Genomic DNA, 18,611 nt, shown 5'->3' on the forward strand with positions numbered 1-18,611 from the left:
GATTGACGCAGCTTGCATGCTTCAGTGATACTCCGGGATTGTCCACTAATGCGTGCCGCCGCCATGTCCAAGACTGTCCTGATCGTGGAAGATGAACAGGCGATTGCCGACAGCATCGCCTATGCCCTGCGCACGGACGGCTTTACGCCGCGCCATGTGATGTTGGGCGAACACGCCCTGGCCGCGCTGCGCCCCATGTCCGGCGAAGACGCTCAGACGCCTGTTCTCGTGGTGCTCGACGTGGGCTTGCCTGACATGAGCGGGCTGGAAGTATGCCGCCGGCTGCGCCAGTTTTCCGAGGTGCCGGTGATCTTCCTGACGGCCCGCAGCGACGAGATCGACCGTATCGTCGGCCTGGAAATCGGCGCCGACGATTACGTCACCAAACCGTTTTCGCCGCGCGAGCTGGTGGCGCGCATCCGCGTCATCCTGCGCCGCGCAGGCGTCGCCCAGGCGCCGCGCGAGGCGGGCATGACGATAGCTGCGCCTGCCGTCGCGACCGCGCCGGCGCGCTTCGAGTTGCGCGCGCTCGAGGCGCGGGTACTGTTTCACGGCCAGCCGCTGGACCTGACCCGCTATGAATACCTGTTGCTGAAAACCCTGCTCGAGCATCCGGGCCACGTGCTGTCGCGCGCGCAGCTGATGGAGCGCGTGTGGAGCGGGGCGCCCGACACGCTCGAGCGCACGGTCGATGCGCATGTCAAATCGCTGCGCGCCAAGCTGCGCGCCGTCGATGCGCAGGCCGACCCCATCCACACCCACCGTGGCCTCGGCTACAGCCTGGCCGGCGCATGAAGATCGGCCTGCGCATTCTGCTCGGCTACTTCCTGATCGTCGGACTGGCCGCGTGGTTCCTGCTGAATGTCTTCATGGAGCAGGTCAAGCCGGGCGTGCGCTCGACCCTGGAAGACACCCTGGTCGACACCTCGCAGCTGCTGGCCAGCCTGGTGGCGCCCGACGTGAAGGCGGGCACGCTGGCGCAGTCGCCCGTGGCCGCGCGCATGCAGGATTACGCGCGCCATGGCGTGGACGTCAATATCAATGGCGTGCGCAAGCGCACGCTCGATTACCGCATCACCATCACGGACCGGCACGGCATCGTGCTGTTCGACTCCAGCGGGCGCGACGTGGGGCGCGACTATTCGCGCTGGAATGACGTGTATCTGACCTTGCAGGGCAAGTATGGCGCGCGCAGCACGCGCAGCCGGCCCGACGACGAGATGTCGACCGTGATGCACGTGGCCGCGCCGATTCGCGACGGCAATGAGGTGATCGGCGTGCTGACGGTGGCCAAGCCGAACGCCAGCGTACAAGCGTTTGTCGAGCGCAGCCAGCGCAAGATCCTGCAGCGCGGCGCCGTGCTGTTGCTGCTGTCGCTGCTGATCGGCCTGGCGTTCGCCTGGTGGCTGCACCATGCGCTGGGCAAGCTGATGACCTATATCGGCGATGTGGAAGCGGGGCGCAAGGTGGCGCTGCCGGCGCTGGGTACGAACGAGATCGGTACCCTGGGAAGGGCGCTGGAGGCGATGCGCACGCGTCTGGAAGGCAAGGAATACGTGGAGCAGCTGATGCATACGCTGACGCATGAATTGAAAAGCCCGATCGCCGCCATCCAGGCCTCGGCCGAGCTGCTGCAGGAAGACATGCCGCCGGCCGAGCGGCGCCAGTTCCTTGCCAGTATCCTCGAGCAGAACGCGCGCCAGCGGCAATTGATCGACAAGCTGCTGGCCCTCGTGCGTGTGGAGAAGCAGCAGCGCCTCGACCACCCCGAGCGCATCGCGCTGGGGCCCCTGCTCGCGCAAGTGGCGCAGGATGCGGCCGCCACGCTGGCGGCGCGCGGCGTGCGCCTGCAGCTTCAGGCGGACGAGGCGAGTGTGGCCGGGGACGCACTGCTGCTGCGCCAGGCGTTGGGCAATCTGCTCGATAACGCGGCCGGCTTTGCGCCGCCGGGCAGCTGCATCGATGTGACGGCGCATCGCCAGGGCGCGCACGTGGAAATCGCCGTGCGCGACCGCGGCGCAGGCATCCCCGCGTATGCGCTGGAGCGCGTCTTCGAGCGTTTTTACTCCCTGCCGCGCCCGAGCGCCGGCAAGAGCACGGGCCTGGGCCTGCCCTTCGTGCGCGAGGTCGCTTCCTTGCATGGCGGCACGGTCGAGGTGCTCAATCATGCGGACGGTGGCGCCTGCGCGCGCCTGTGCCTGCCGCTGGCTTAGCACACTCTTAGCGCACTTTATTTGCCCGCTTCACACGGACTGCATCGTCAGCGCATACAGTTTTTTTACACTGGCCGCCTTACTTCAAGGATGCGCCATGCAAAAAACTCTGTTAGTCAAAGCGTTGATCGTGTTCGGCCTGATGCTGATAATCGGCCTGCCTTTGCTGATGATTCAGGAAACGATCAAGGAGCGGATGGAATTCCGCCAGGAAGCCGTCAACAGCATCGCCGCCGATTCGGTGCGCGAACAAACCATCATCGGCCCCATCCTGGTGATTCCCTACACGGAGCAGTATGAAGAGCGCGTGGAGGTGGCCAAGGGCGATGACAAGGAAGCGAAATCGGCGGTGCGCTCGGAGTTGTTGCGCCGCACGGTGCAGCGCCGTCTGCTTGTCTACCCGAACAATTTACTGCTCAACGGTAACATCGACACGGACCGCCGCTACCGCGGCATCCACCAGGTGCTGGTCTACAGCGGCCAGCACGCGTTCAAGGGCGACTTCACGGTGCCTGCCGGCAGCCAGCTGCCGCGCAAGTCGCCGGATTCGCGCGTGACCCTGGGTGCGCCGTTCGTGGCCCTGTCCATCGAGGACGTGCGCGGTATCCGTAATATTCCGAAAATCGACTGGGGCGGCCAGAAGATCGAGTTCGAGCAGGGCACCGACCTGTTTGCCTTCCGCAGCGGCCTGCATGCGCCGCTGGGCGCCATGCCTTTGACGGCACCGCAGCAGGTGCACTTCAGTTTTGATCTGGGCCTCGACGGCATCGAACGCCAGCACTTCGTGCCAGTGGCGAAAAACAGTCAGATCAGCATCAAGTCGAACTGGCCGCATCCGCAGTTTGGCGGGCGCTTCCTGCCGTCGCCGAAATTCCGCCAAATCAACGCCGATGGCTTTCAGGTCGAGTGGAGCATCTCCTCGCTGGCCACCAATGCGCAAACGCAGCTGAGCACGATCGAGGGCGAGTTCAAGGTGCCCGACAGTGCGCCGCTGGGCCAGATCGATCGCTTCAGCGTGGGCTTCATCGAGCCGGTGAACGTGTATTCGCAATCGGACCGGGCCACCAAATATGGCTTGCTGTTCGTGGCACTGACCTTTGCCGCCTTCTTCATCTTTGAAATCCTGAAAAGCCTGCCGATCCACCCCGTGCAATATCTGCTGGTGGGCCTGTCGCTGGTGATCTTTTTCCTGCTGCTGGTGGGCCTGGCGGAACACATCGCCTTCCTGACCGCCTATCTGATCGCCAGCGCCGCCTGTATCGTGCTGACCAGCTTTTATCTGGTGCACGTGCTGCACAACGCCTGGCGCGGGATCGGCTTCGGCGTGGGGCTGACCATGCTGTATGGCGCCCTGTATGGCTTGCTGAGCTCGGAAAACAATGCGCTGGTGATGGGCAGCATCCTGCTGTTTGCCGTGCTGGCCGCCATCATGGTGGCGACGCGCAAGGTGGACTGGTATCAGATTGGCAAAGGAGCGCCCCAAGAGTAAGACTTACCTTGGCGCCATGCGCCACCTTGCAGCCAGCCCGGACAGTGATATGCCCGGGCTGGTTTTTGCATTTTGCGCGGGGAAAGAACTGCAGCATTAATTGGTAGTTGGTTGGTATTGTTTACGGTATGCTATTGGCATTGCTTTTTAGGTAATGGCGGGCGCCGTGGCGTCTGCCCGGGGCGGTGCGAGGATGGCGTGGCGTCCTGGTTGTTTGTCCATCCGATAAAACGGAGATGCAATATGATCAAGAAGACGATGGTTTTTCTGTTTGCGTTGGGCCTGAGCGCCTCGTACGCGTTTGCCGCTGGCGACGTCACGCAGTGCTATAGCGAGTGCGGGCAAAAAGTGGCGAATTGCCGGGCGCACCTCGGCGGCAGCCCGATCTGCGAGGACCTGTACGAACATTGCCTGATCAACTGCCAGCAATAAGCTTTTCCGGGTGCCACGCCCAGGATGAGTGGAGCAGGGCGCGCATGCCATGGCGCGCCCTGTGTCTTTCTGCCATCGCCCGCAAGGGCGCATGCCGCCGTGCTTTGCGCCTGTTAAATTGCCTTGCGGCAGCGTTTTTCAGGGGCGCCGACAACTCCCGCAGGGGCGTCGCGCAACACTTTGACATACCTCGTGTTAACTTGTTGCGTCAAGGGTTTTTGTGCTATATACTAGCCGGCTTCGGTATGGATTCGTCTTTTTTGAGTCCTACGTTACTTTGTAGTTAAACAAGCCCCGCCCAATCGCAGGTGGGAATGGAGAAAAAATGAGCCTAGGCCTTCTCGGTCGCAAGGTTGGTATGATGCGCATTTTCACGGATGAAGGGGATTCGATCCCGGTCACCGTGTTGGACGTATCGAACAACCGTGTTGCGCAAATCAAAACCCCTGAAACAGATGGCTACTCCGCTGTTCAGGTCGCATTCGGTCAACGTCGCGCTTCCCGCGTGACCAAAGCTGTTGCTGGTCATCACGCTAAAGCTGGCGTTGAAGCCGGTACTCTGTTGAAAGAGTTCCGTGTCGACGCTGCCAAAGCCGCTGAACTGAAAGCTGGCGATGTTGTCGCTGCTTCCCTGTTCGAAGTCGGTCAAAAGATCGACGTGCAAGGCGTTACCATCGGTAAAGGCTATGCAGGCGTTATCAAACGTTACCACTTCGCTTCTGGCCGTGCAACGCACGGTAACTCGCGTTCGCACAACGTTCCAGGTTCCATCGGTATGGCACAAGATCCAGGTCGCGTTTTCCCTGGTAAGCGCATGACCGGTCATCTGGGTGACGTTAACCGTACGATCCAGAACCTCGTGATCGCCCGTATCGATGCCGACCGTCAGCTGCTGCTGGTCAAAGGCGCGATTCCAGGTGCGAAAAATGGCCAGGTAGTTGTCTCGCCAGCCATCAAAACCAAAGCCAAGAAGGGAGCTTAAACGATGGAACTCAAGCTTCTGAATGCGCAAGGTCAAGCCGCCTCGAACGTTGCTGCAGCCGATACGATTTTCGGCCGTGACTACAATGAAGCGCTGATCCACCAAGTCGTCATCGCTTATCAAGCGAATGCACGTAGTGGTAACCGCAAGCAAAAAGACCGTGAAGAAGTTCACCACACGACGAAAAAGCCATGGCGCCAAAAAGGTACCGGCCGCGCTCGTGCTGGTATGTCGTCGTCGCCACTGTGGCGCGGCGGTGGTCGGATTTTCCCGAACTCGCCTGACGAAAACTTCACCCACAAAGTGAACAAAAAGATGTATCGCGCAGGTATCTGCTCGATCCTGTCGCAGCTGGCTCGCGAAGAGCGCCTGATCGTCATCGACGATCTGACGATCGACGCGCCAAAAACCAAGCTGCTGTCGCAAAAATTGAACGGCCTGGGCTTTGATTCGGTTCTGATCATCACCGACGTTCTGAACGAAAACCTGGAACTGGCATCGCGCAACCTGCCTAACGTACTCGTCGTTGAGCCACGTCACGCAGACCCGATGTCCCTGGTGTTCTACAAGAAGATCCTGGTCACCAAAGCTGCATTGGCCAAGATTGAGGAGATGCTGGCATGAGCGCGATTTTGAAACATAGCGAAGAACGCTTGATGAAGGTGCTGTTGGCGCCCGTGATTTCCGAAAAGGCCACCATGGTCGCGGAAAAGAACGAGCAAATTGTATTCCGCGTACTGCCGGATGCAACCAAGCCTGAAATCAAGGCAGCGGTCGAACTGCTGTTCAAGGTTGAAGTTCTGTCCGTGCAAACTGCAAACCGCGAAGGTAAGCAAAAGCGCACCGGCAAGTTCAACGGTCGTCGTAACCATACCAAGCGTGCTTTCGTGTGCCTGAAGCCTGGCCAGGAAATCAACTTCTCCGAGGAGGCTGCATAATGGCACTCGTTAAGATGAAACCAACCTCGCCAGGCCGTCGCGGCATGGTGAAGGTGGTGAATGCCGACCTGTACAAAGGTCGTCCGTTCGCTGCCCTGGTTGAAAAGAAATCCAAGACCGCTGGTCGTAACAACAACGGTCACATCACCACCCGTCATATCGGTGGTGGTCATAAGCAACACTACCGCTTGATCGACTTCAAGCGCACCAAAGATGGTATTCCAGCGAAAGTGGAACGTATCGAATACGATCCAAACCGCACCGCGAATATCGCTCTGTTGTGCTACGCCGACGGCGAACGTCACTACATCATCGCAACCAAAGGCATGGCCGTTGGCGACAGCGTGATGAACGGTTCGGAAGCACCGATCAAATCGGGTAACTGCTTGCCAATCCGTAACATCCCAGTCGGTACCGTGATGCATTGCGTCGAAATGCTGCCAGGTAAAGGTGCCCAAATGGCACGTACCGCCGGCGCTGGCGTTGTGCTGATGGCACGTGAAGGTACCTACGCTCAAGTGCGTCTGCGCTCGGGTGAAGTACGTCGCGTGCACATCGAGTGCCGTGCAACGGTTGGTGAAGTCGGCAATGCCGAGCATAGCCTGCGTAAAATCGGTAAAGCTGGTGCGATGCGCTGGCGCGGTGTTCGTCCTACCGTTCGCGGTGTGGTCATGAACCCGGTCGATCACCCGCACGGTGGTGGTGAAGGTAAAACAGCAGCTGGTCGTCATCCAGTTTCGCCATGGGGCCAACAGACCAAGGGTAAGAAGACACGCAGCAACAAGCGTACTACTTCCATGATCGTCTCGCGCCGCGGCAAGAAATAAGGGGTAGCACATGACACGTTCATTGAAAAAAGGGCCGTTCTGTGACGCCCACCTGGTGAAAAAAGTTGAAGCCGCACAAGCAGCCAAAGACAAAAAGCCAATCAAAACCTGGTCGCGTCGTTCGACAATCATGCCTGACTTCATCGGCCTGACGATCGCGGTGCATAACGGCAAGCTGCACGTGCCGGTTTATGTTTCCGAAAACATGGTTGGTCACAAGCTCGGCGAATTCGCACTGACCCGTACGTTCAAGGGCCATGCAGCTGACAAAAAGGCTAAGAAATAATGGAAACTAAAGCTATCCTCAAAGGTGTGCGCCTGTCGGACCAAAAGGGCCGCCTGGTTGCTGACCTGATCCGTGGCAAGAAAGTTGACGCTGCACTCAACATCTTGCAATTCAGCCCGAAAAAAGGTGCTGCGATCATCAAACGCGTTCTGGAATCCGCTATTGCGAATGCCGAGCACAATGATGGCGCGGACATCGACGAATTGTTCGTGAAAACGATCTACGTCGAAAAGGGCCCGGTCCTGAAGCGCTTCACCGCGCGTGCAAAAGGCCGTGGCGACCGTATTTCGAAACAATCCTGTCACGTTTACGTGACTGTCGGTAACTAAGGAGCCACGATGGGTCAGAAAATTCATCCAACCGGTTTCCGTCTGGCGGTCACCCGTAACTGGGCTTCGCGCTGGTATGCAGGCAACGGTAATTTCGCTGCCATGCTGAACGAAGACTTGAAAGCACGTGCTTACCTGAAAAAGAAACTGAAGAACGCTTCCGTTGGCCGCATCGTTATCGAGCGCCCAGCCAAGAACGCGCGCTTCACGATCTACAGCTCGCGTCCAGGCGTGGTCATTGGTAAAAAAGGCGAAGACATCGAAGTACTGAAGTCCGCGCTGACCAAGATCATGGGCGTGCCTGTTCACGTGAACATCGAAGAAATTCGCAAGCCAGAAATCGACTCGCAACTGATCGCCGATTCGATCGCTCAGCAGCTGGAAAAACGGATCATGTTCCGCCGCGCCATGAAGCGTGCAATGCAAAATGCAATGCGCCTGGGTGCTCTCGGTATCAAGATCATGTCGTCCGGCCGTCTGAACGGTATCGAAATCGCGCGTAAAGAGTGGTACCGCGAAGGCCGCGTGCCTCTGCATACCCTGCGCGCCGATATCGACTACGGTACCAGCGAAGCGTCGACCACCTACGGCATCATCGGTGTCAAGGTGTGGGTATACAAAGGTGACCGCGCGCCTAACGGCGATGCACCAGTCATCGATACCCCAGCTGACGAGAAGAAAAGCCGCGGCCCACGCCGTGACGATGGCAAGCCAGCTGGCCGTCCACGTCCAGCCGGTGCCGGTGCGAAACCATCCACAGCACCAGGTGCACGTGTGCGTACCGCCGCTAAACCGGCCGCCGCAGCAGCACCAGCTGAGAAAGCAGGAGAATAATCATGCTGCAACCAGCACGCAGAAAGTATCGTAAAGAGCAGAAAGGCCGTAATACCGGTATTTCGCACAGCCGCGGCACCGCCGTGTCGTTTGGCGAATTCGGTTTGAAGGCAGTTGCGCGCGGTCGTATCACTGCGCGTCAAATTGAAGCGGCGCGTCGTGCAATGACGCGTCACATCAAGCGCGGTGGCCGTATCTGGATCCGTATTTTCCCGGACAAACCGATTTCGAACAAACCGGCTGAAGTCCGTATGGGTAACGGTAAAGGTAATCCTGAGTACTACGTCGCTGAAATTCAGCCAGGCAAAGTACTGTACGAAATGGATGGCGTTGATGAAGCGCTGGCACGGGAAGCATTCCGTCTTGCCGCCGCTAAACTGCCACTGGCGACGACGTTTGTCATCCGCCAAGTCGGCCAATAATTGGAGTTGTATATGAAAGCATCTGAACTCCGCGGCAAGGACCAGCCAGCTCTGCAAAAAGAGCTGAATGACCTGTTGAAGGCACAGTTCGGCCTGCGCATGCAAATCGCTACGCAGCAGCTGAGCAACACTTCGCAGCTCAAGAAGGTACGCCGCGATATCGCGCGTGTGAAGACGGTAATGAATCTGAAGGAAGCCAAATGAACGAACCAGTGAAACAGTCGCTCAAGCGCACGCTGATCGGTAAAGTGGTTTCGGACAAGATGGACAAGACCGTTACCGTTCTGATCGAGCGCCACGTAAAACATCCTTTGTATGGCAAGATCATCATGCGCTCGAACAAGTATCACGCGCATGACGAGACCAACCAAGTCAAGGCCGGTGACACGGTCGAGATCCAGGAAGGTCGCCCGATCTCCAAAACGAAGGCATGGACGGTGACACGTGTGGTTCAAGCCGCACCAACCGTTTAAATAAAAACCACCGTTTCGGCGGTGGCTTTTAATTAGTACTTGCAGGCCCGCAAATTGTATGTAATACTTGCGGGCTTCGTTCATGTAACGCCGCAAAGTGTCTGGCCACAGACAGTAGCATTCGCGGTCAGTTGATGTATGAAGGTCATGCACCCAAACAGTGAAGCCCAGCAGGGCGGCTCTGGCGGGACCAAGACTGACCGTGGGTCTACATTGTGTGGATTCTTCGGCTTAAGTTGGGAAAGAGAATACTATGATTCAAACTGAAAGCCGGCTCGAAGTGGCTGACAATACCGGTGCCAAAGAAGTAATGTGCATCAAGGTATTGGGCGGCTCCAAGCGCCGTTATGCTGGCATTGGCGATGTGATCAAGGTAACCGTTAAGGTTGCTGCGCCACGTGGCCGTGTCAAAAAAGGTGAAATTTATAACGCCGTGGTTGTGCGCACCGCTAAAGGTGTTCGCCGCCAAGACGGTTCCCTGGTGAAGTTCGACGGCAACGCCGCCGTTCTGTTGAACGCCAAGCTGGAACCGATCGGTACCCGTATTTTTGGACCTGTCACGCGCGAACTGCGCACTGAGAAGTTCATGAAAATCGTGTCCCTGGCACCGGAAGTCCTGTAAGGAGTCGTAATGGATAAGATTCGTAAAAACGACGAAGTCATCGTTCTGACCGGGAAAGACAAGGGCAAACGTGGTGTGGTACAGCAGCGTATCGATGCTGAACATATCGTGGTTGACGGCATTAACATCGCTAAAAAAGCGACTAAGCCAAACCCGATGACTGGCGTAACTGGTGGTATCGTCGATAAGACCATGCCAATTCACGTGTCCAACGTTGCATTGTTTAATGCAGCGACTGGCAAGGCAGATCGCGTGGGTTTCAAAGAAGTGGACGGCAAGAAAGTTCGCATCTTTAAATCCTCCGGCGAAGTAGTGAAGGCTTAAGAAATCATGGCACGTCTCCAAGAATTCTATAAAGAAAAAGTCGTTGCCGACCTGACCAGCAAGTTTGGTTACAAGTCGGTAATGGAAGTTCCACGCCTGACCAAGATCACCCTGAACATGGGTGTTGGTGAGGCTATCGCGGATAAAAAAGTTCTCGAGCACGCAGTTGCTGACTTGACCAAGATCGCCGGCCAGAAGCCAGTGACCACCAAGTCCCGCAAAGCGATCGCAGGCTTCAAAATCCGTGAAGGTTACCCGATCGGTACGATGGTCACCCTGCGCGGCGCTCGCATGTACGAGTTCCTGGATCGCTTCATTACCGTGGCTCTGCCGCGCGTACGCGATTTCCGTGGTGTGAACGGCCGTGCATTTGATGGTCGTGGCAACTACAACATCGGTGTCAAGGAACAGATCATTTTCCCTGAAATCGAATACGACAAGATTGACGCGTTGCGCGGTATGAATATCAGCATCACGACAACCGCTAAGACCGATGACGAAGCCAAAGCTTTGCTCGCCGCCTTTAAATTCCCTTTCAGGAACTGATCATGGCCAAACTGTCACTGATTAATCGTGAGATCAAGCGTGCTGACCTGGTGGCGAAATTCGCCCCTAAGCGCGAAGCTCTCAAGGCCATCGTCGATGACCAATCGAAATCGGAAGAAGAGCGCTACGAAGCTCGCCTGAAATTGCAGGCGCTGCCACGTAACTCGAACCCGACGCGTCAACGTAACCGTTGCGCCATCACTGGTCGTCCGCGCGGCACATTCCGTAAATTCGGTCTGGGTCGTATCAAGCTCCGTGAATTCGCCATGCGTGGTGAAATTCCGGGTATGACAAAAGCAAGCTGGTAATAGGAGAATATGCAATGAGTATGAGCGATCCTATCGCCGATATGCTGACCCGCATTCGCAATGCACAAGGCGTGCAAAAGACGACCGTGGCCATGCCATCGTCGAAAGTCAAAATTGCGATTGCCAGCGTCCTGAAGGACGAGGGTTACATTGAAGATTTCGCTGTTGCCGAAGCTGGTGGCAAAGCGGAACTGAAAATCGGTTTGAAGTATTATGTTGGCCGTCCCGTCATTGAGCGCTTGGAGCGCGTGTCCCGTCCGGGTCTGCGCGTCTACAAGGGTAAAGACGAGATCCCTGTTGTGATGAATGGCTTGGGTGTGGCGATCGTGTCGACTCCGCAAGGCGTCATGACTGACCGCAAAGCACGCGCTACCGGTGTCGGCGGCGAAGTTATTTGCTACGTGGCTTAAGGAGTTACACATGTCTCGAGTAGCTAAAATGCCTATCGTAGTGCCAGCTGGCGCCGAAGTCGCCATCTCCGCACAAGCGATCACCGTAAAAGGCCCGCTGGGCGTACTTTCCCAGGCCCTCACCGGCCAGGTCAAAGTGGAAAACAATGCAGGAACCCTGAGTTTCGACGTGGCGAACGACAGCCGCGAAGCCAATGCCATGTCCGGCACGCTGCGCGCACTGGTCAACAACATGGTTGTTGGCGTCACCAAGGGTTTCGAGAAAAAGCTGAACCTGGTAGGCGTGGGTTACAAGGCGCAAGCTCAAGGCGACAAGTTGAATCTGTCCCTGGGTTTCTCGCACCCTGTAGTGCATGACATGCCAGCCGGCGTTACCTGCGCAACACCAACCCCGACCGAGATCCTGATTAAAGGTATCGACCGTCAACAGGTTGGCCAGGTAGCCGCTGAAGTTCGTGCTTACCGCTCCCCTGAGCCTTACAAGGGCAAGGGCGTTCGCTATGCGGACGAAGTGGTTAAGCTTAAAGAAACCAAGAAGAAGTAATTAGGGGCTGACGATGGATAAGAAAGAATCACGGCTTCGCCGCGGACGCCAAACCCGCATCAAGATTGCGGAATTGAAAGTAAATCGCTTGTCGGTGCATCGCACCAACCTGCACATTTACGCCAACCTGATCAGCCCGGACGCTAAAGTCCTGGTTTCGGCCTCGACGGCTGAAGCGGAAGTTCGCGCTGAACTGGCAGGCCAATCCGGCAAAGGCGGCAATGCCGCTGCTGCAGCCTTGATCGGCAAGCGCGTCGCTGAAAAAGCGTTGAAAGCAGGGATTACCGAAGTTGCGTTTGACCGCTCCGGTTTCCGTTACCACGGCCGTGTGAAAGCGTTGGCAGAAGCCGCACGCGAAGCCGGTCTGAAGTTCTAAGGATCAATCATGGCAAAAATGCAAGCAAAAATGCAAAGCGACAAGCCGGATGATGGCATGCGCGAAAAAATGATCGCGATCAACCGCGTGACCAAAGTGGTCAAGGGTGGTCGTATCATGGGTTTCGCCGCGCTGACCGTAGTTGGTGATGGCGATGGCCGCGTCGGCATGGGCAAGGGCAAATCGAAAGAAGTGCCAGTTGGCGTGCAGAAGGCAATGGAAGAAGCCCGTCGCAACCTGATCAAAGTACCGCTCAAAAACGGCACCTTGCATCACACGGTTGTTGGTCGTCACGGCGCCTCCAAGGTCCTGATGAACCCAGCTAAGCCTGGTACTGGCGTTATCGCTGGTGGCGCAATGCGCGCTATCTTCGAAGTGATGGGCGTGACGGACGTGGTGGCGAAATCCACCGGTTCGAACAACCCATACAACCTGGTACGCGCTACGCTGGACGGCCTGTCGAAAATGAGCACTGCTTCCGATATCGCTGCCAAACGCGGCAAGTCGGTCGAAGACATTCTGGCTTAAGGTGGACAAAATGACAAACACAGTCAAAGTGCAATTGGTCAAGGGCTTGATCGGTACGCGCGAATCGCATCGCGCTACCGTGCGCGGTCTGGGTCTGCGTCGTGTAAATTCGGTTTCCGAATTGCAAGACACCCCATCCGTACGCGGCATGATCAATAAAGTATCGTATCTCGTTAAAGTTGTCGGGTAAGCCTTCGGGCTTACACGAACGGAGCAAATCATGGAATTGAATACTATTGCACCAGCCGAAGGCGCTAAGCACTACAAGCGTCGCGTCGGTCGCGGTATCGGCTCCGGCCTGGGTAAAACCTCGGGTCGTGGTCACAAAGGTCAGAAATCGCGTTCGGGCGGCTTTCATAAAGTCGGTTTCGAAGGCGGTCAGATGCCTCTGCAACGCCGTCTGCCTAAGCGCGGTTTCAAATCGATGCACGCAACCTTCAAAGCTGAAGTGCGCCTGTCCGATCTGAACAACCTGGCTGTTGGCGATGTCGACATTCTGGTCTTGAAGCAAGCTGGCGTTCTGGGCGTGTTGGCCCGTGACGTGCGCGTGATCTTGTCCGGCGAAATCACCAAAGCGGTGAATTTGAAGGGCTTGAAAGTGTCCGCTGGCGCGAAAGCAGCCATCGAAGCAGCCGGCGGCTCGGTAGCCTGAGTTGACCGCTAACAGCTTGATCGGAGCGAAAATTGGCGACTAATCCACAACTTGCTAAAAGTGCAGCGGCCGGTTTCCCTTGGGGACGGCTCTGGTTTTTGCTTGGCGCATTGGTGGTTTATCGTATCGGTGCTCACGTCCCGGTTCCCGGGATTGACCCGACACAATTAGCCTCGCTGTTCAAGGAGCACGAAGGCGGCGTCCTGGGCATGTTCAACATGTTCTCGGGCGGTGCCTTGTCTCGTTTTACAGTGTTTGCGCTGGGTATCATGCCTTATATCTCGGCCTCGATCATCATGCAATTGCTGTCGATCGTGTCACCGCAGATGGAAGCGTTGAAAAAAGAAGGCGAAGCAGGTCGTCGCAAGATCACCCAGTACACCCGGTATTTCACGGTTGCCCTGGCACTGTTCCAAGCGTTAGGCATTGCAGTCGCACTGGAGTCGCAAGCTGGTCTGGTGTTGGAACCTGGTCTTGCATTCCGCTTCGTGACGGTCGTCACTTTGTTGACCGGAACAATGTTTTTGATGTGGTTGGGTGAGCAAATTACCGAGCGTGGCTTGGGGAATGGCATCTCGATCATCATTTTTGCCGGGATTGCAGCAGGTCTGCCGTCGGCGTTGGGTGGCTTGTTCACTCAGGTGTCGAATGGTTCGATCGGCAGCTTCAGCGCGATTTTCATCGTGATTCTGGTAGCACTGGTAACGTACTTCGTTGTATTCGTCGAACGTGGTCAGCGCAAAATATTGGTCAATTACGCGAAGCGCCAGGTAGGCAACAAGATTTATGGCGGTCAAACCAGCCATTTGCCGTTGAAGCTGAACATGGCCGGCGTGATCCCGCCGATCTTTGCTTCTTCGATCATCTTGTTCCCGGCCACTATCGTGGACTGGTTTTCAAAGGGCGCCGACAACGCTAACCCTGCGGTGCGGTTCTTGAAAGATTTGGCAGCATCGATGGGGCCTGGTGAGCCTATCCATGCGCTGTTGTACGCAGTGGCGATCGTGTTTTTCTGTTTCTTCTATACAGCGCTGGTATTTAACAGCAAGGAAACAGCGGATAACTTGAAGAAAAGCGGTGCGTTCATTCCCGGGATCCGTCCAGGCGAGCAGACAGCCCGTTACATCGACAAGATCCTGACACGCTTGACACTTGCCGGCGCAGTCTACATCACCCTGGTGTGTTTATTGCCGGAATTTATGCAAGCCCAGTGGAAAGTACCATTCTATTTCGGCGGTACTTCTTTATTGATTATTGTAGTTGTCACCATGGATTTCATGGCGCAAGTACAGAACTACGTGATGTCGCAGCAATATGATTCGCTGCTGCGCAAAGCAAATTTCAAGGGCGGAATTCCGACGCGTTAAGCGCGGTAAACATACCGAATGGCAAAAGACGACGTCATACAGATGCAGGGCGAGATTCTTGAGAATCTCCCAAATGCAACATTTCGAGTGAAGCTGGAGAACGGACACGTGGTGCTCGGGCATATTTCAGGTAAAATGCGGATGAACTATATTCGCATTCTCCCTGGAGACAAGGTGACGGTGGAGTTAACGCCGTACGACCTGAGCCGAGCCCGCATTGTGTTCCGTACCAAGTAACACACTGAATCAAACCAAAGAAGCGAAAGAAAGAGCCCCAAAATGAAAGTTCTCGCATCAGTCAAGCGGATCTGCCGCAACTGCAAGATCATCAAGCGCAAAGGCGTAGTCCGCGTAATCTGCGTGGAACCACGTCACAAGCAGCGTCAAGGTTAATCGAGGAATAACAAATGGCACGTATTGCAGGGGTTAATATCCCAAATCATCAGCATACCGTTATCGGCCTGACGGCCATCTACGGTGTGGGCCGTCCACGCGCAGAGAAAATCTGTGCATCGACCGGTGTAGCAACCAACAAAAAGATCAAAGATCTGGATGACAGCGAACTGGAAAAACTGCGCGATGAAGTAGGTAAATTCATCGTCGAAGGCGATCTGCGTCGTGAACTGTCCATGAACATCAAGCGTTTGATGGATCTGGGTTGCTACCGCGGCATGCGTCATCGTAAGGGTCTGCCTTGCCGTGGCCAGCGTACGCGTACGAACGCACGTACCCGCAAGGGACCGCGTAAAGCCGCTCAATCGCTGAAAAAATAATCCGCTAGGGAATAATTATGGCTAAGTCGCAAAATAACGCCGCATCAGCACGCGTGCGTAAAAAAGTTAAAAAGAACGTCGCTGAAGGCATCGCACATGTCCACGCATCGTTCAATAACACCATCATTACCATCACCGATCGTCAAGGCAATGCCTTGTCGTGGGCTACCTCCGGCGGTGCAGGCTTCAAGGGTTCGCGTAAATCGACCCCGTTCGCAGCGCAGGTCGCCGCGGAAGCCGCTGGTAAAGTGGCTGTTGAGTGTGGCGTCAAGAACCTGGAAGTACGTATCAAGGGCCCAGGTCCTGGTCGTGAATCCGCCGTTCGCGCGCTGAACAACCTGGGCATCAAGATCACCGAGATCCAGGACGTGACGCCGGTACCGCACAACGGTTGCCGTCCACCGAAACGTCGTCGTATCTAAGATAGTGTTGCAGAGGGCGCTTCGGCGCCAGCTGCTTTGCTGTCTGTTGTAACTCAGTACAGTTGTGTGAAAACGCTGGAGCAGGGAGCCGGAAACGGTTATACTGCCCGGCTGTTCTTGCCTGTCAAATTCTGTTTGACGGGTTTTTCGTTTTCAGCCACCGTCTGATTGAAACCAAATCAGACTAGCGCCTAACCGCATCAGTGTGTTTGATCATGCATGTGGCTGGGGCGTTATCATTTAAAAAAAGGAAGTATCGTGGCACGTTATATCGGACCTAAAGCAAAACTTTCCCGCCGTGAAGGTACAGACCTGTTCCTGAAGAGCGCCCGTCGCTCGCTGGACAGCAAGTGCAAACTGGACGTCAAGCCAGGCCAGCACGGTGTCAAATCCGGCGCCCGCACCTCGGACTACGGTAACCAACTGCGCGAAAAGCAAAAAGTCAAGCGCATGTACGGCGTGCTGGAACGTCAATTCCGCCGCTACTTCGCTGAAGCAGACCGTCGTAAAGGCAACACCGGCGAAACGCTGTTGAAGTTGCTGGAAACGCGTCTGGACAACGTTTGCTACCGCATGGGCTTTGGCTCGACCCGCGCTGAAGCGCGTCAATTGGTCAGCCACAAAGCGTTCACCGTGAACGGTATCGTTGTGAACATCGCTTCGTACGCAGTCAAAGTTGGCGACATCGTTGCTGTTCGTGAAAAATCGAAAAAGCAAGTGCGTATCGTTGAAGCACTGTCGCTGGCTGAACAAGTTGGTATGCCTAGCTGGGTTTCGGTTGATGCCAAGAAAATGGAAGGTACCTTCAAGTCCCTGCCAGAGCGTAACGAAATCGCTAACGACGTCAACGAATCGCTGATCGTCGAGCTGTACTCGCGTTAATAGTAGTCAGTAGCAAGATCTCCGCCCACTTTGCTTTTGTAAAGTGGGCGTTTCACTAATGCCATCAGCCTTATCGGTGTAATGAGCCGAGGGTATTGAAAAGGACATTTCATGCAAAACAGTTTGTTGAAGCCACGTATTATCGATGTTGAAGCTCTCGGTGCAGGTCACGCCAAGGTCGTGATGGAACCGTTCGAGCGCGGCTATGGCCACACATTGGGTAACGCGTTGCGCCGCGTTCTGCTGTCGTCGATGGTGGGCTACGCGCCGACCGAAGTGACGATCGCTGGCGTCGTCCACGAATATTCCTCCCTCGATGGCGTGCAAGAAGACGTCGTCGATCTGTTGCTGAACTTGAAGGGTGTGGTTTTCAAAGTCCACAACCGCGATTCGGTAACTCTGACCCTGAAAAAAGAAGGCGAAGGCGCGATCCTGGCCTCCGACATCGACCTGCCGCATGACGTCGAACTGATCAACCCTGACCACGTGATCGCCCACCTGACCGCTGGTGGCAAGCTGGACATGCAGATCAAGGTTGAAAAAGGCCGCGGCTACGTTCCTGGTAACGTGCGTCGCCTGTCGGAAGACACGAACAAGACCATCGGCCGCATCATTCTCGATGCATCGTTCTCGCCAGTGCGCCGCGTATCGTACTTCGTTGAATCGGCCCGCGTTGAACAGCGTACCGACCTGGACAAGCTGATCATCAACATCGAAACCAACGGCGTGATCTCGCCGGAAGAAGCGATCCGCCAGTCGGCCCGCGTCCTGGTGGACCAGTTGAATGTGTTCGCTGCCCTGGAAGGCACGGAAGCTGCCGCCGAAGCGCCATCGCGCGCTCCGCTGGTCGATCCTATCCTGTTGCGTCCAGTCGACGATCTGGAGTTGACCGTGCGTTCGGCGAACTGCCTGAAAGCGGAAAACATCTACTACATCGGCGACCTGATCCAACGTTCGGAAAACGAACTGCTGAAAACGCCAAATCTGGGCCGCAAGTCCCTGAACGAAATCAAGGAAGTGCTGGCATCGCGCGGCTTGACCTTGGGCATGAAGCTGGAAAACTGGCCGCCTGCCGGCCTGGAAAAGTAATTCGTAGTTGTAGCAAACTGCCTGGGACAGGTGTCCCAGGCTTTTATTTTGTAGTACCAAACCGGCCCGCGATGAAGCTTCTGCCTCATTGATCGAAGAGCTGGAATTTAAACACTCACCGAAAGGATTTATCATGCGTCACGGTCACGGCCTCCGTAAACTGAATCGTACCTCGTCCCACCGTCTGGCAATGCTGCGCAACATGACAGTATCGCTGCTGCGTCACGAAGCGATCAAAACCACCCTGCCAAAAGCAAAAGAACTGCGCCGCGTTGTCGAGCCAATTCTGACCCTGGGCAAAACCGACTCCCTGGCAAACAAGCGTCTGGCCTTCAACCGCCTGCGCGACCGTGAAATGGTCGTCAAACTGTTCGCTGAACTGGGCCCACGTTTCGCCAACCGTAACGGTGGTTATGTGCGTATCCTGAAAATGGGTTTCCGCGTCGGCGATAACGCTCCTATGGCGTTCGTTGAACTGATGGATCGTCCAGATACGACCGAAGCAGTTGAAGTTGCTGGCGAGTAATCCCAGTAATTGCATCT

The 18,611-nt window shown here is 56.1% G+C and carries 32 protein-coding genes; all 32 read left to right on the forward strand.

Going from position 1 to position 18,611, the window contains the following annotated elements; genetic code table 11:
• Window positions 1-63: 63 nt before the first annotated feature.
• The 32 genes from creB (at window position 64) to rplQ (ending at window position 18,594) form a co-directional block, all read left to right on the forward strand.
• Window positions 64-795, forward strand: coding sequence for a two-component system response regulator CreB (gene creB / locus JAB4_RS03445; RefSeq protein WP_070221724.1), 732 nt, complete (start codon window positions 64-66; stop codon window positions 793-795).
• Window positions 792-2,213 carry a two-component system sensor histidine kinase CreC gene (gene creC / locus JAB4_RS03450; RefSeq protein WP_070221707.1) on the forward strand — a complete coding sequence of 474 codons (1,422 nt, stop codon included), beginning with the start codon at window positions 792-794 and terminating at the stop codon, window positions 2,211-2,213. Before creB ends, creC begins: the two co-directional genes overlap by 4 nt.
• Before the next feature lie 97 nt (window positions 2,214-2,310).
• Complete coding sequence (creD, locus tag JAB4_RS03455; RefSeq protein ID WP_070221706.1) at window positions 2,311-3,702, forward strand: cell envelope integrity protein CreD; 1,392 nt, start codon at window positions 2,311-2,313, stop codon at window positions 3,700-3,702.
• 243 nt (window positions 3,703-3,945) lie between these two features.
• Entirely contained in the window at window positions 3,946-4,134 is a 189-nt protein-coding gene (locus tag JAB4_RS03460; RefSeq protein ID WP_070221705.1) for a hypothetical protein, read from the forward strand.
• A gap of 325 nt (window positions 4,135-4,459) precedes the next feature.
• Window positions 4,460-5,116 carry a 50S ribosomal protein L3 gene (gene rplC, locus JAB4_RS03465; RefSeq protein WP_010394393.1) on the forward strand — a complete coding sequence of 219 codons (657 nt, stop codon included), beginning with the start codon at window positions 4,460-4,462 and terminating at the stop codon, window positions 5,114-5,116.
• 3 nt (window positions 5,117-5,119) lie between these two features.
• Entirely contained in the window at window positions 5,120-5,740 is a 621-nt protein-coding gene (gene rplD, locus JAB4_RS03470) for a 50S ribosomal protein L4 (RefSeq protein ID WP_034753197.1), read from the forward strand.
• Window positions 5,737-6,054: a 50S ribosomal protein L23 gene (gene rplW, locus JAB4_RS03475; RefSeq protein WP_010394398.1), complete on the forward strand. Its 318-nt coding sequence runs from the start codon at window positions 5,737-5,739 to the stop codon at window positions 6,052-6,054. The genes rplD and rplW overlap by 4 nt, the downstream gene beginning before the upstream one ends.
• On the forward strand, window positions 6,054-6,881 hold the full coding sequence (gene rplB, locus JAB4_RS03480) for a 50S ribosomal protein L2 (RefSeq protein WP_034753198.1): 828 nt from the start codon (window positions 6,054-6,056) through the stop codon (window positions 6,879-6,881). The genes rplW and rplB overlap by 1 nt, the downstream gene beginning before the upstream one ends.
• 10 nt (window positions 6,882-6,891) lie before the next feature.
• Window positions 6,892-7,167: a 30S ribosomal protein S19 gene (gene rpsS, locus JAB4_RS03485; protein ID WP_008444295.1), complete on the forward strand. Its 276-nt coding sequence runs from the start codon at window positions 6,892-6,894 to the stop codon at window positions 7,165-7,167.
• Window positions 7,164-7,496: a 50S ribosomal protein L22 gene (rplV, locus tag JAB4_RS03490; RefSeq protein ID WP_170840583.1), complete on the forward strand. Its 333-nt coding sequence runs from the start codon at window positions 7,164-7,166 to the stop codon at window positions 7,494-7,496. Before rpsS ends, rplV begins: the two co-directional genes overlap by 4 nt.
• 9 nt (window positions 7,497-7,505) lie before the next feature.
• On the forward strand, window positions 7,506-8,330 hold the full coding sequence (rpsC, locus tag JAB4_RS03495) for a 30S ribosomal protein S3 (protein WP_034753199.1): 825 nt from the start codon (window positions 7,506-7,508) through the stop codon (window positions 8,328-8,330).
• A 2-nt stretch (window positions 8,331-8,332) separates the two neighbouring features.
• Window positions 8,333-8,752 (forward strand): 50S ribosomal protein L16, encoded by a 420-nt coding sequence (rplP, locus tag JAB4_RS03500; protein WP_034753201.1) that lies wholly within the window; start codon window positions 8,333-8,335, stop codon window positions 8,750-8,752.
• Between the two features lie 12 nt (window positions 8,753-8,764).
• Entirely contained in the window at window positions 8,765-8,956 is a 192-nt protein-coding gene (gene rpmC, locus JAB4_RS03505; protein ID WP_010394412.1) for a 50S ribosomal protein L29, read from the forward strand.
• Complete coding sequence (gene rpsQ, locus JAB4_RS03510) at window positions 8,953-9,225, forward strand: 30S ribosomal protein S17 (RefSeq protein WP_010394415.1); 273 nt, start codon at window positions 8,953-8,955, stop codon at window positions 9,223-9,225. Before rpmC ends, rpsQ begins: the two co-directional genes overlap by 4 nt.
• Window positions 9,226-9,478: 253 nt before the next feature.
• Window positions 9,479-9,847 carry a 50S ribosomal protein L14 gene (rplN, locus tag JAB4_RS03515; protein WP_008444317.1) on the forward strand — a complete coding sequence of 123 codons (369 nt, stop codon included), beginning with the start codon at window positions 9,479-9,481 and terminating at the stop codon, window positions 9,845-9,847.
• A gap of 9 nt (window positions 9,848-9,856) precedes the next feature.
• Complete coding sequence (gene rplX, locus JAB4_RS03520; RefSeq protein WP_034753204.1) at window positions 9,857-10,171, forward strand: 50S ribosomal protein L24; 315 nt, start codon at window positions 9,857-9,859, stop codon at window positions 10,169-10,171.
• 6 nt (window positions 10,172-10,177) lie between these two features.
• On the forward strand, window positions 10,178-10,717 hold the full coding sequence (gene rplE / locus JAB4_RS03525) for a 50S ribosomal protein L5 (protein ID WP_010394421.1): 540 nt from the start codon (window positions 10,178-10,180) through the stop codon (window positions 10,715-10,717).
• A 2-nt stretch (window positions 10,718-10,719) separates the two neighbouring features.
• Window positions 10,720-11,025, forward strand: a complete 306-nt coding sequence (gene rpsN / locus JAB4_RS03530; RefSeq protein WP_010394423.1) for a 30S ribosomal protein S14 — start codon at window positions 10,720-10,722, stop codon at window positions 11,023-11,025.
• A gap of 14 nt (window positions 11,026-11,039) precedes the next feature.
• A complete protein-coding gene (gene rpsH, locus JAB4_RS03535; RefSeq protein WP_034753208.1) occupies window positions 11,040-11,435 on the forward strand; it encodes a 30S ribosomal protein S8 in 396 nt (131 codons plus the stop codon).
• Window positions 11,436-11,445: 10 nt separating this feature from the next.
• Window positions 11,446-11,979: a 50S ribosomal protein L6 gene (rplF, locus tag JAB4_RS03540; protein ID WP_065310145.1), complete on the forward strand. Its 534-nt coding sequence runs from the start codon at window positions 11,446-11,448 to the stop codon at window positions 11,977-11,979.
• Window positions 11,980-11,992: 13 nt separating this feature from the next.
• Window positions 11,993-12,355, forward strand: coding sequence for a 50S ribosomal protein L18 (gene rplR / locus JAB4_RS03545; protein WP_010394431.1), 363 nt, complete (start codon window positions 11,993-11,995; stop codon window positions 12,353-12,355).
• A 9-nt stretch (window positions 12,356-12,364) separates the two neighbouring features.
• The gene (gene rpsE, locus JAB4_RS03550; protein WP_010394433.1) at window positions 12,365-12,883 is read left to right on the forward strand and encodes a 30S ribosomal protein S5; all 519 of its coding nucleotides are present in this window, start codon (window positions 12,365-12,367) and stop codon (window positions 12,881-12,883) included.
• A gap of 10 nt (window positions 12,884-12,893) precedes the next feature.
• On the forward strand, window positions 12,894-13,073 hold the full coding sequence (gene rpmD / locus JAB4_RS03555) for a 50S ribosomal protein L30 (RefSeq protein ID WP_010394435.1): 180 nt from the start codon (window positions 12,894-12,896) through the stop codon (window positions 13,071-13,073).
• A 30-nt stretch (window positions 13,074-13,103) separates the two neighbouring features.
• Window positions 13,104-13,535 carry a 50S ribosomal protein L15 gene (rplO, locus tag JAB4_RS03560; protein WP_034753211.1) on the forward strand — a complete coding sequence of 144 codons (432 nt, stop codon included), beginning with the start codon at window positions 13,104-13,106 and terminating at the stop codon, window positions 13,533-13,535.
• A gap of 32 nt (window positions 13,536-13,567) precedes the next feature.
• Window positions 13,568-14,902, forward strand: coding sequence for a preprotein translocase subunit SecY (secY, locus tag JAB4_RS03565; protein ID WP_010394438.1), 1,335 nt, complete (start codon window positions 13,568-13,570; stop codon window positions 14,900-14,902).
• An 18-nt stretch (window positions 14,903-14,920) separates the two neighbouring features.
• Entirely contained in the window at window positions 14,921-15,139 is a 219-nt protein-coding gene (gene infA / locus JAB4_RS03570) for a translation initiation factor IF-1 (protein WP_005663428.1), read from the forward strand.
• A gap of 42 nt (window positions 15,140-15,181) precedes the next feature.
• Window positions 15,182-15,295, forward strand: a complete 114-nt coding sequence (gene rpmJ, locus JAB4_RS03575) for a 50S ribosomal protein L36 (protein WP_010394471.1) — start codon at window positions 15,182-15,184, stop codon at window positions 15,293-15,295.
• A gap of 14 nt (window positions 15,296-15,309) precedes the next feature.
• A complete protein-coding gene (gene rpsM / locus JAB4_RS03580; RefSeq protein ID WP_046681666.1) occupies window positions 15,310-15,675 on the forward strand; it encodes a 30S ribosomal protein S13 in 366 nt (121 codons plus the stop codon).
• A 17-nt stretch (window positions 15,676-15,692) separates the two neighbouring features.
• Window positions 15,693-16,097 carry a 30S ribosomal protein S11 gene (rpsK, locus tag JAB4_RS03585; RefSeq protein ID WP_010394475.1) on the forward strand — a complete coding sequence of 135 codons (405 nt, stop codon included), beginning with the start codon at window positions 15,693-15,695 and terminating at the stop codon, window positions 16,095-16,097.
• A 258-nt stretch (window positions 16,098-16,355) separates the two neighbouring features.
• Entirely contained in the window at window positions 16,356-16,979 is a 624-nt protein-coding gene (rpsD, locus tag JAB4_RS03590; protein WP_010394478.1) for a 30S ribosomal protein S4, read from the forward strand.
• Window positions 16,980-17,090: 111 nt separating this feature from the next.
• Window positions 17,091-18,068, forward strand: a complete 978-nt coding sequence (gene rpoA / locus JAB4_RS03595) for a DNA-directed RNA polymerase subunit alpha (protein WP_008444343.1) — start codon at window positions 17,091-17,093, stop codon at window positions 18,066-18,068.
• A gap of 133 nt (window positions 18,069-18,201) precedes the next feature.
• Entirely contained in the window at window positions 18,202-18,594 is a 393-nt protein-coding gene (gene rplQ, locus JAB4_RS03600; protein WP_034753219.1) for a 50S ribosomal protein L17, read from the forward strand.
• Window positions 18,595-18,611: the final 17 nt, after the last annotated feature.

Origin of the sequence: Janthinobacterium sp. HH102 (assembly GCF_001758625.2) — a bacterium.
Classification (GTDB): domain Bacteria; phylum Pseudomonadota; class Gammaproteobacteria; order Burkholderiales; family Burkholderiaceae_D; genus Janthinobacterium.

Bases quoted from the DNA above. Each gene is read 5' to 3' on its own strand.
- creB (WP_070221724.1), top strand. From the start codon at position 64: ATGTCCAAGACTGTCCTGATCGTGGAAGATGAACAGGCGATTGCCGAC.
- creC (WP_070221707.1), top strand. From the start codon at position 792: ATGAAGATCGGCCTGCGCATTCTGCTCGGCTACTTCCTGATCGTCGGA.
- creD (WP_070221706.1), top strand. From the start codon at position 2,311: ATGCAAAAAACTCTGTTAGTCAAAGCGTTGATCGTGTTCGGCCTGATG.
- JAB4_RS03460 (WP_070221705.1), top strand. From the start codon at position 3,946: ATGATCAAGAAGACGATGGTTTTTCTGTTTGCGTTGGGCCTGAGCGCC.
- rplC (WP_010394393.1), top strand. From the start codon at position 4,460: ATGAGCCTAGGCCTTCTCGGTCGCAAGGTTGGTATGATGCGCATTTTC.
- rplD (WP_034753197.1), top strand. From the start codon at position 5,120: ATGGAACTCAAGCTTCTGAATGCGCAAGGTCAAGCCGCCTCGAACGTT.
- rplW (WP_010394398.1), top strand. From the start codon at position 5,737: ATGAGCGCGATTTTGAAACATAGCGAAGAACGCTTGATGAAGGTGCTG.
- rplB (WP_034753198.1), top strand. From the start codon at position 6,054: ATGGCACTCGTTAAGATGAAACCAACCTCGCCAGGCCGTCGCGGCATG.
- rpsS (WP_008444295.1), top strand. From the start codon at position 6,892: ATGACACGTTCATTGAAAAAAGGGCCGTTCTGTGACGCCCACCTGGTG.
- rpsC (WP_034753199.1), top strand. From the start codon at position 7,506: ATGGGTCAGAAAATTCATCCAACCGGTTTCCGTCTGGCGGTCACCCGT.
- rplP (WP_034753201.1), top strand. From the start codon at position 8,333: ATGCTGCAACCAGCACGCAGAAAGTATCGTAAAGAGCAGAAAGGCCGT.
- rpmC (WP_010394412.1), top strand. From the start codon at position 8,765: ATGAAAGCATCTGAACTCCGCGGCAAGGACCAGCCAGCTCTGCAAAAA.
- rpsQ (WP_010394415.1), top strand. From the start codon at position 8,953: ATGAACGAACCAGTGAAACAGTCGCTCAAGCGCACGCTGATCGGTAAA.
- rplN (WP_008444317.1), top strand. From the start codon at position 9,479: ATGATTCAAACTGAAAGCCGGCTCGAAGTGGCTGACAATACCGGTGCC.
- rplX (WP_034753204.1), top strand. From the start codon at position 9,857: ATGGATAAGATTCGTAAAAACGACGAAGTCATCGTTCTGACCGGGAAA.
- rplE (WP_010394421.1), top strand. From the start codon at position 10,178: ATGGCACGTCTCCAAGAATTCTATAAAGAAAAAGTCGTTGCCGACCTG.
- rpsN (WP_010394423.1), top strand. From the start codon at position 10,720: ATGGCCAAACTGTCACTGATTAATCGTGAGATCAAGCGTGCTGACCTG.
- rpsH (WP_034753208.1), top strand. From the start codon at position 11,040: ATGAGTATGAGCGATCCTATCGCCGATATGCTGACCCGCATTCGCAAT.
- rplF (WP_065310145.1), top strand. From the start codon at position 11,446: ATGTCTCGAGTAGCTAAAATGCCTATCGTAGTGCCAGCTGGCGCCGAA.
- rplR (WP_010394431.1), top strand. From the start codon at position 11,993: ATGGATAAGAAAGAATCACGGCTTCGCCGCGGACGCCAAACCCGCATC.
- rpsE (WP_010394433.1), top strand. From the start codon at position 12,365: ATGGCAAAAATGCAAGCAAAAATGCAAAGCGACAAGCCGGATGATGGC.
- rpmD (WP_010394435.1), top strand. From the start codon at position 12,894: ATGACAAACACAGTCAAAGTGCAATTGGTCAAGGGCTTGATCGGTACG.
- rplO (WP_034753211.1), top strand. From the start codon at position 13,104: ATGGAATTGAATACTATTGCACCAGCCGAAGGCGCTAAGCACTACAAG.
- infA (WP_005663428.1), top strand. From the start codon at position 14,921: ATGGCAAAAGACGACGTCATACAGATGCAGGGCGAGATTCTTGAGAAT.
- rpmJ (WP_010394471.1), top strand. From the start codon at position 15,182: ATGAAAGTTCTCGCATCAGTCAAGCGGATCTGCCGCAACTGCAAGATC.
- rpsM (WP_046681666.1), top strand. From the start codon at position 15,310: ATGGCACGTATTGCAGGGGTTAATATCCCAAATCATCAGCATACCGTT.
- rpsK (WP_010394475.1), top strand. From the start codon at position 15,693: ATGGCTAAGTCGCAAAATAACGCCGCATCAGCACGCGTGCGTAAAAAA.
- rpoA (WP_008444343.1), top strand. From the start codon at position 17,091: ATGCAAAACAGTTTGTTGAAGCCACGTATTATCGATGTTGAAGCTCTC.
- rplQ (WP_034753219.1), top strand. From the start codon at position 18,202: ATGCGTCACGGTCACGGCCTCCGTAAACTGAATCGTACCTCGTCCCAC.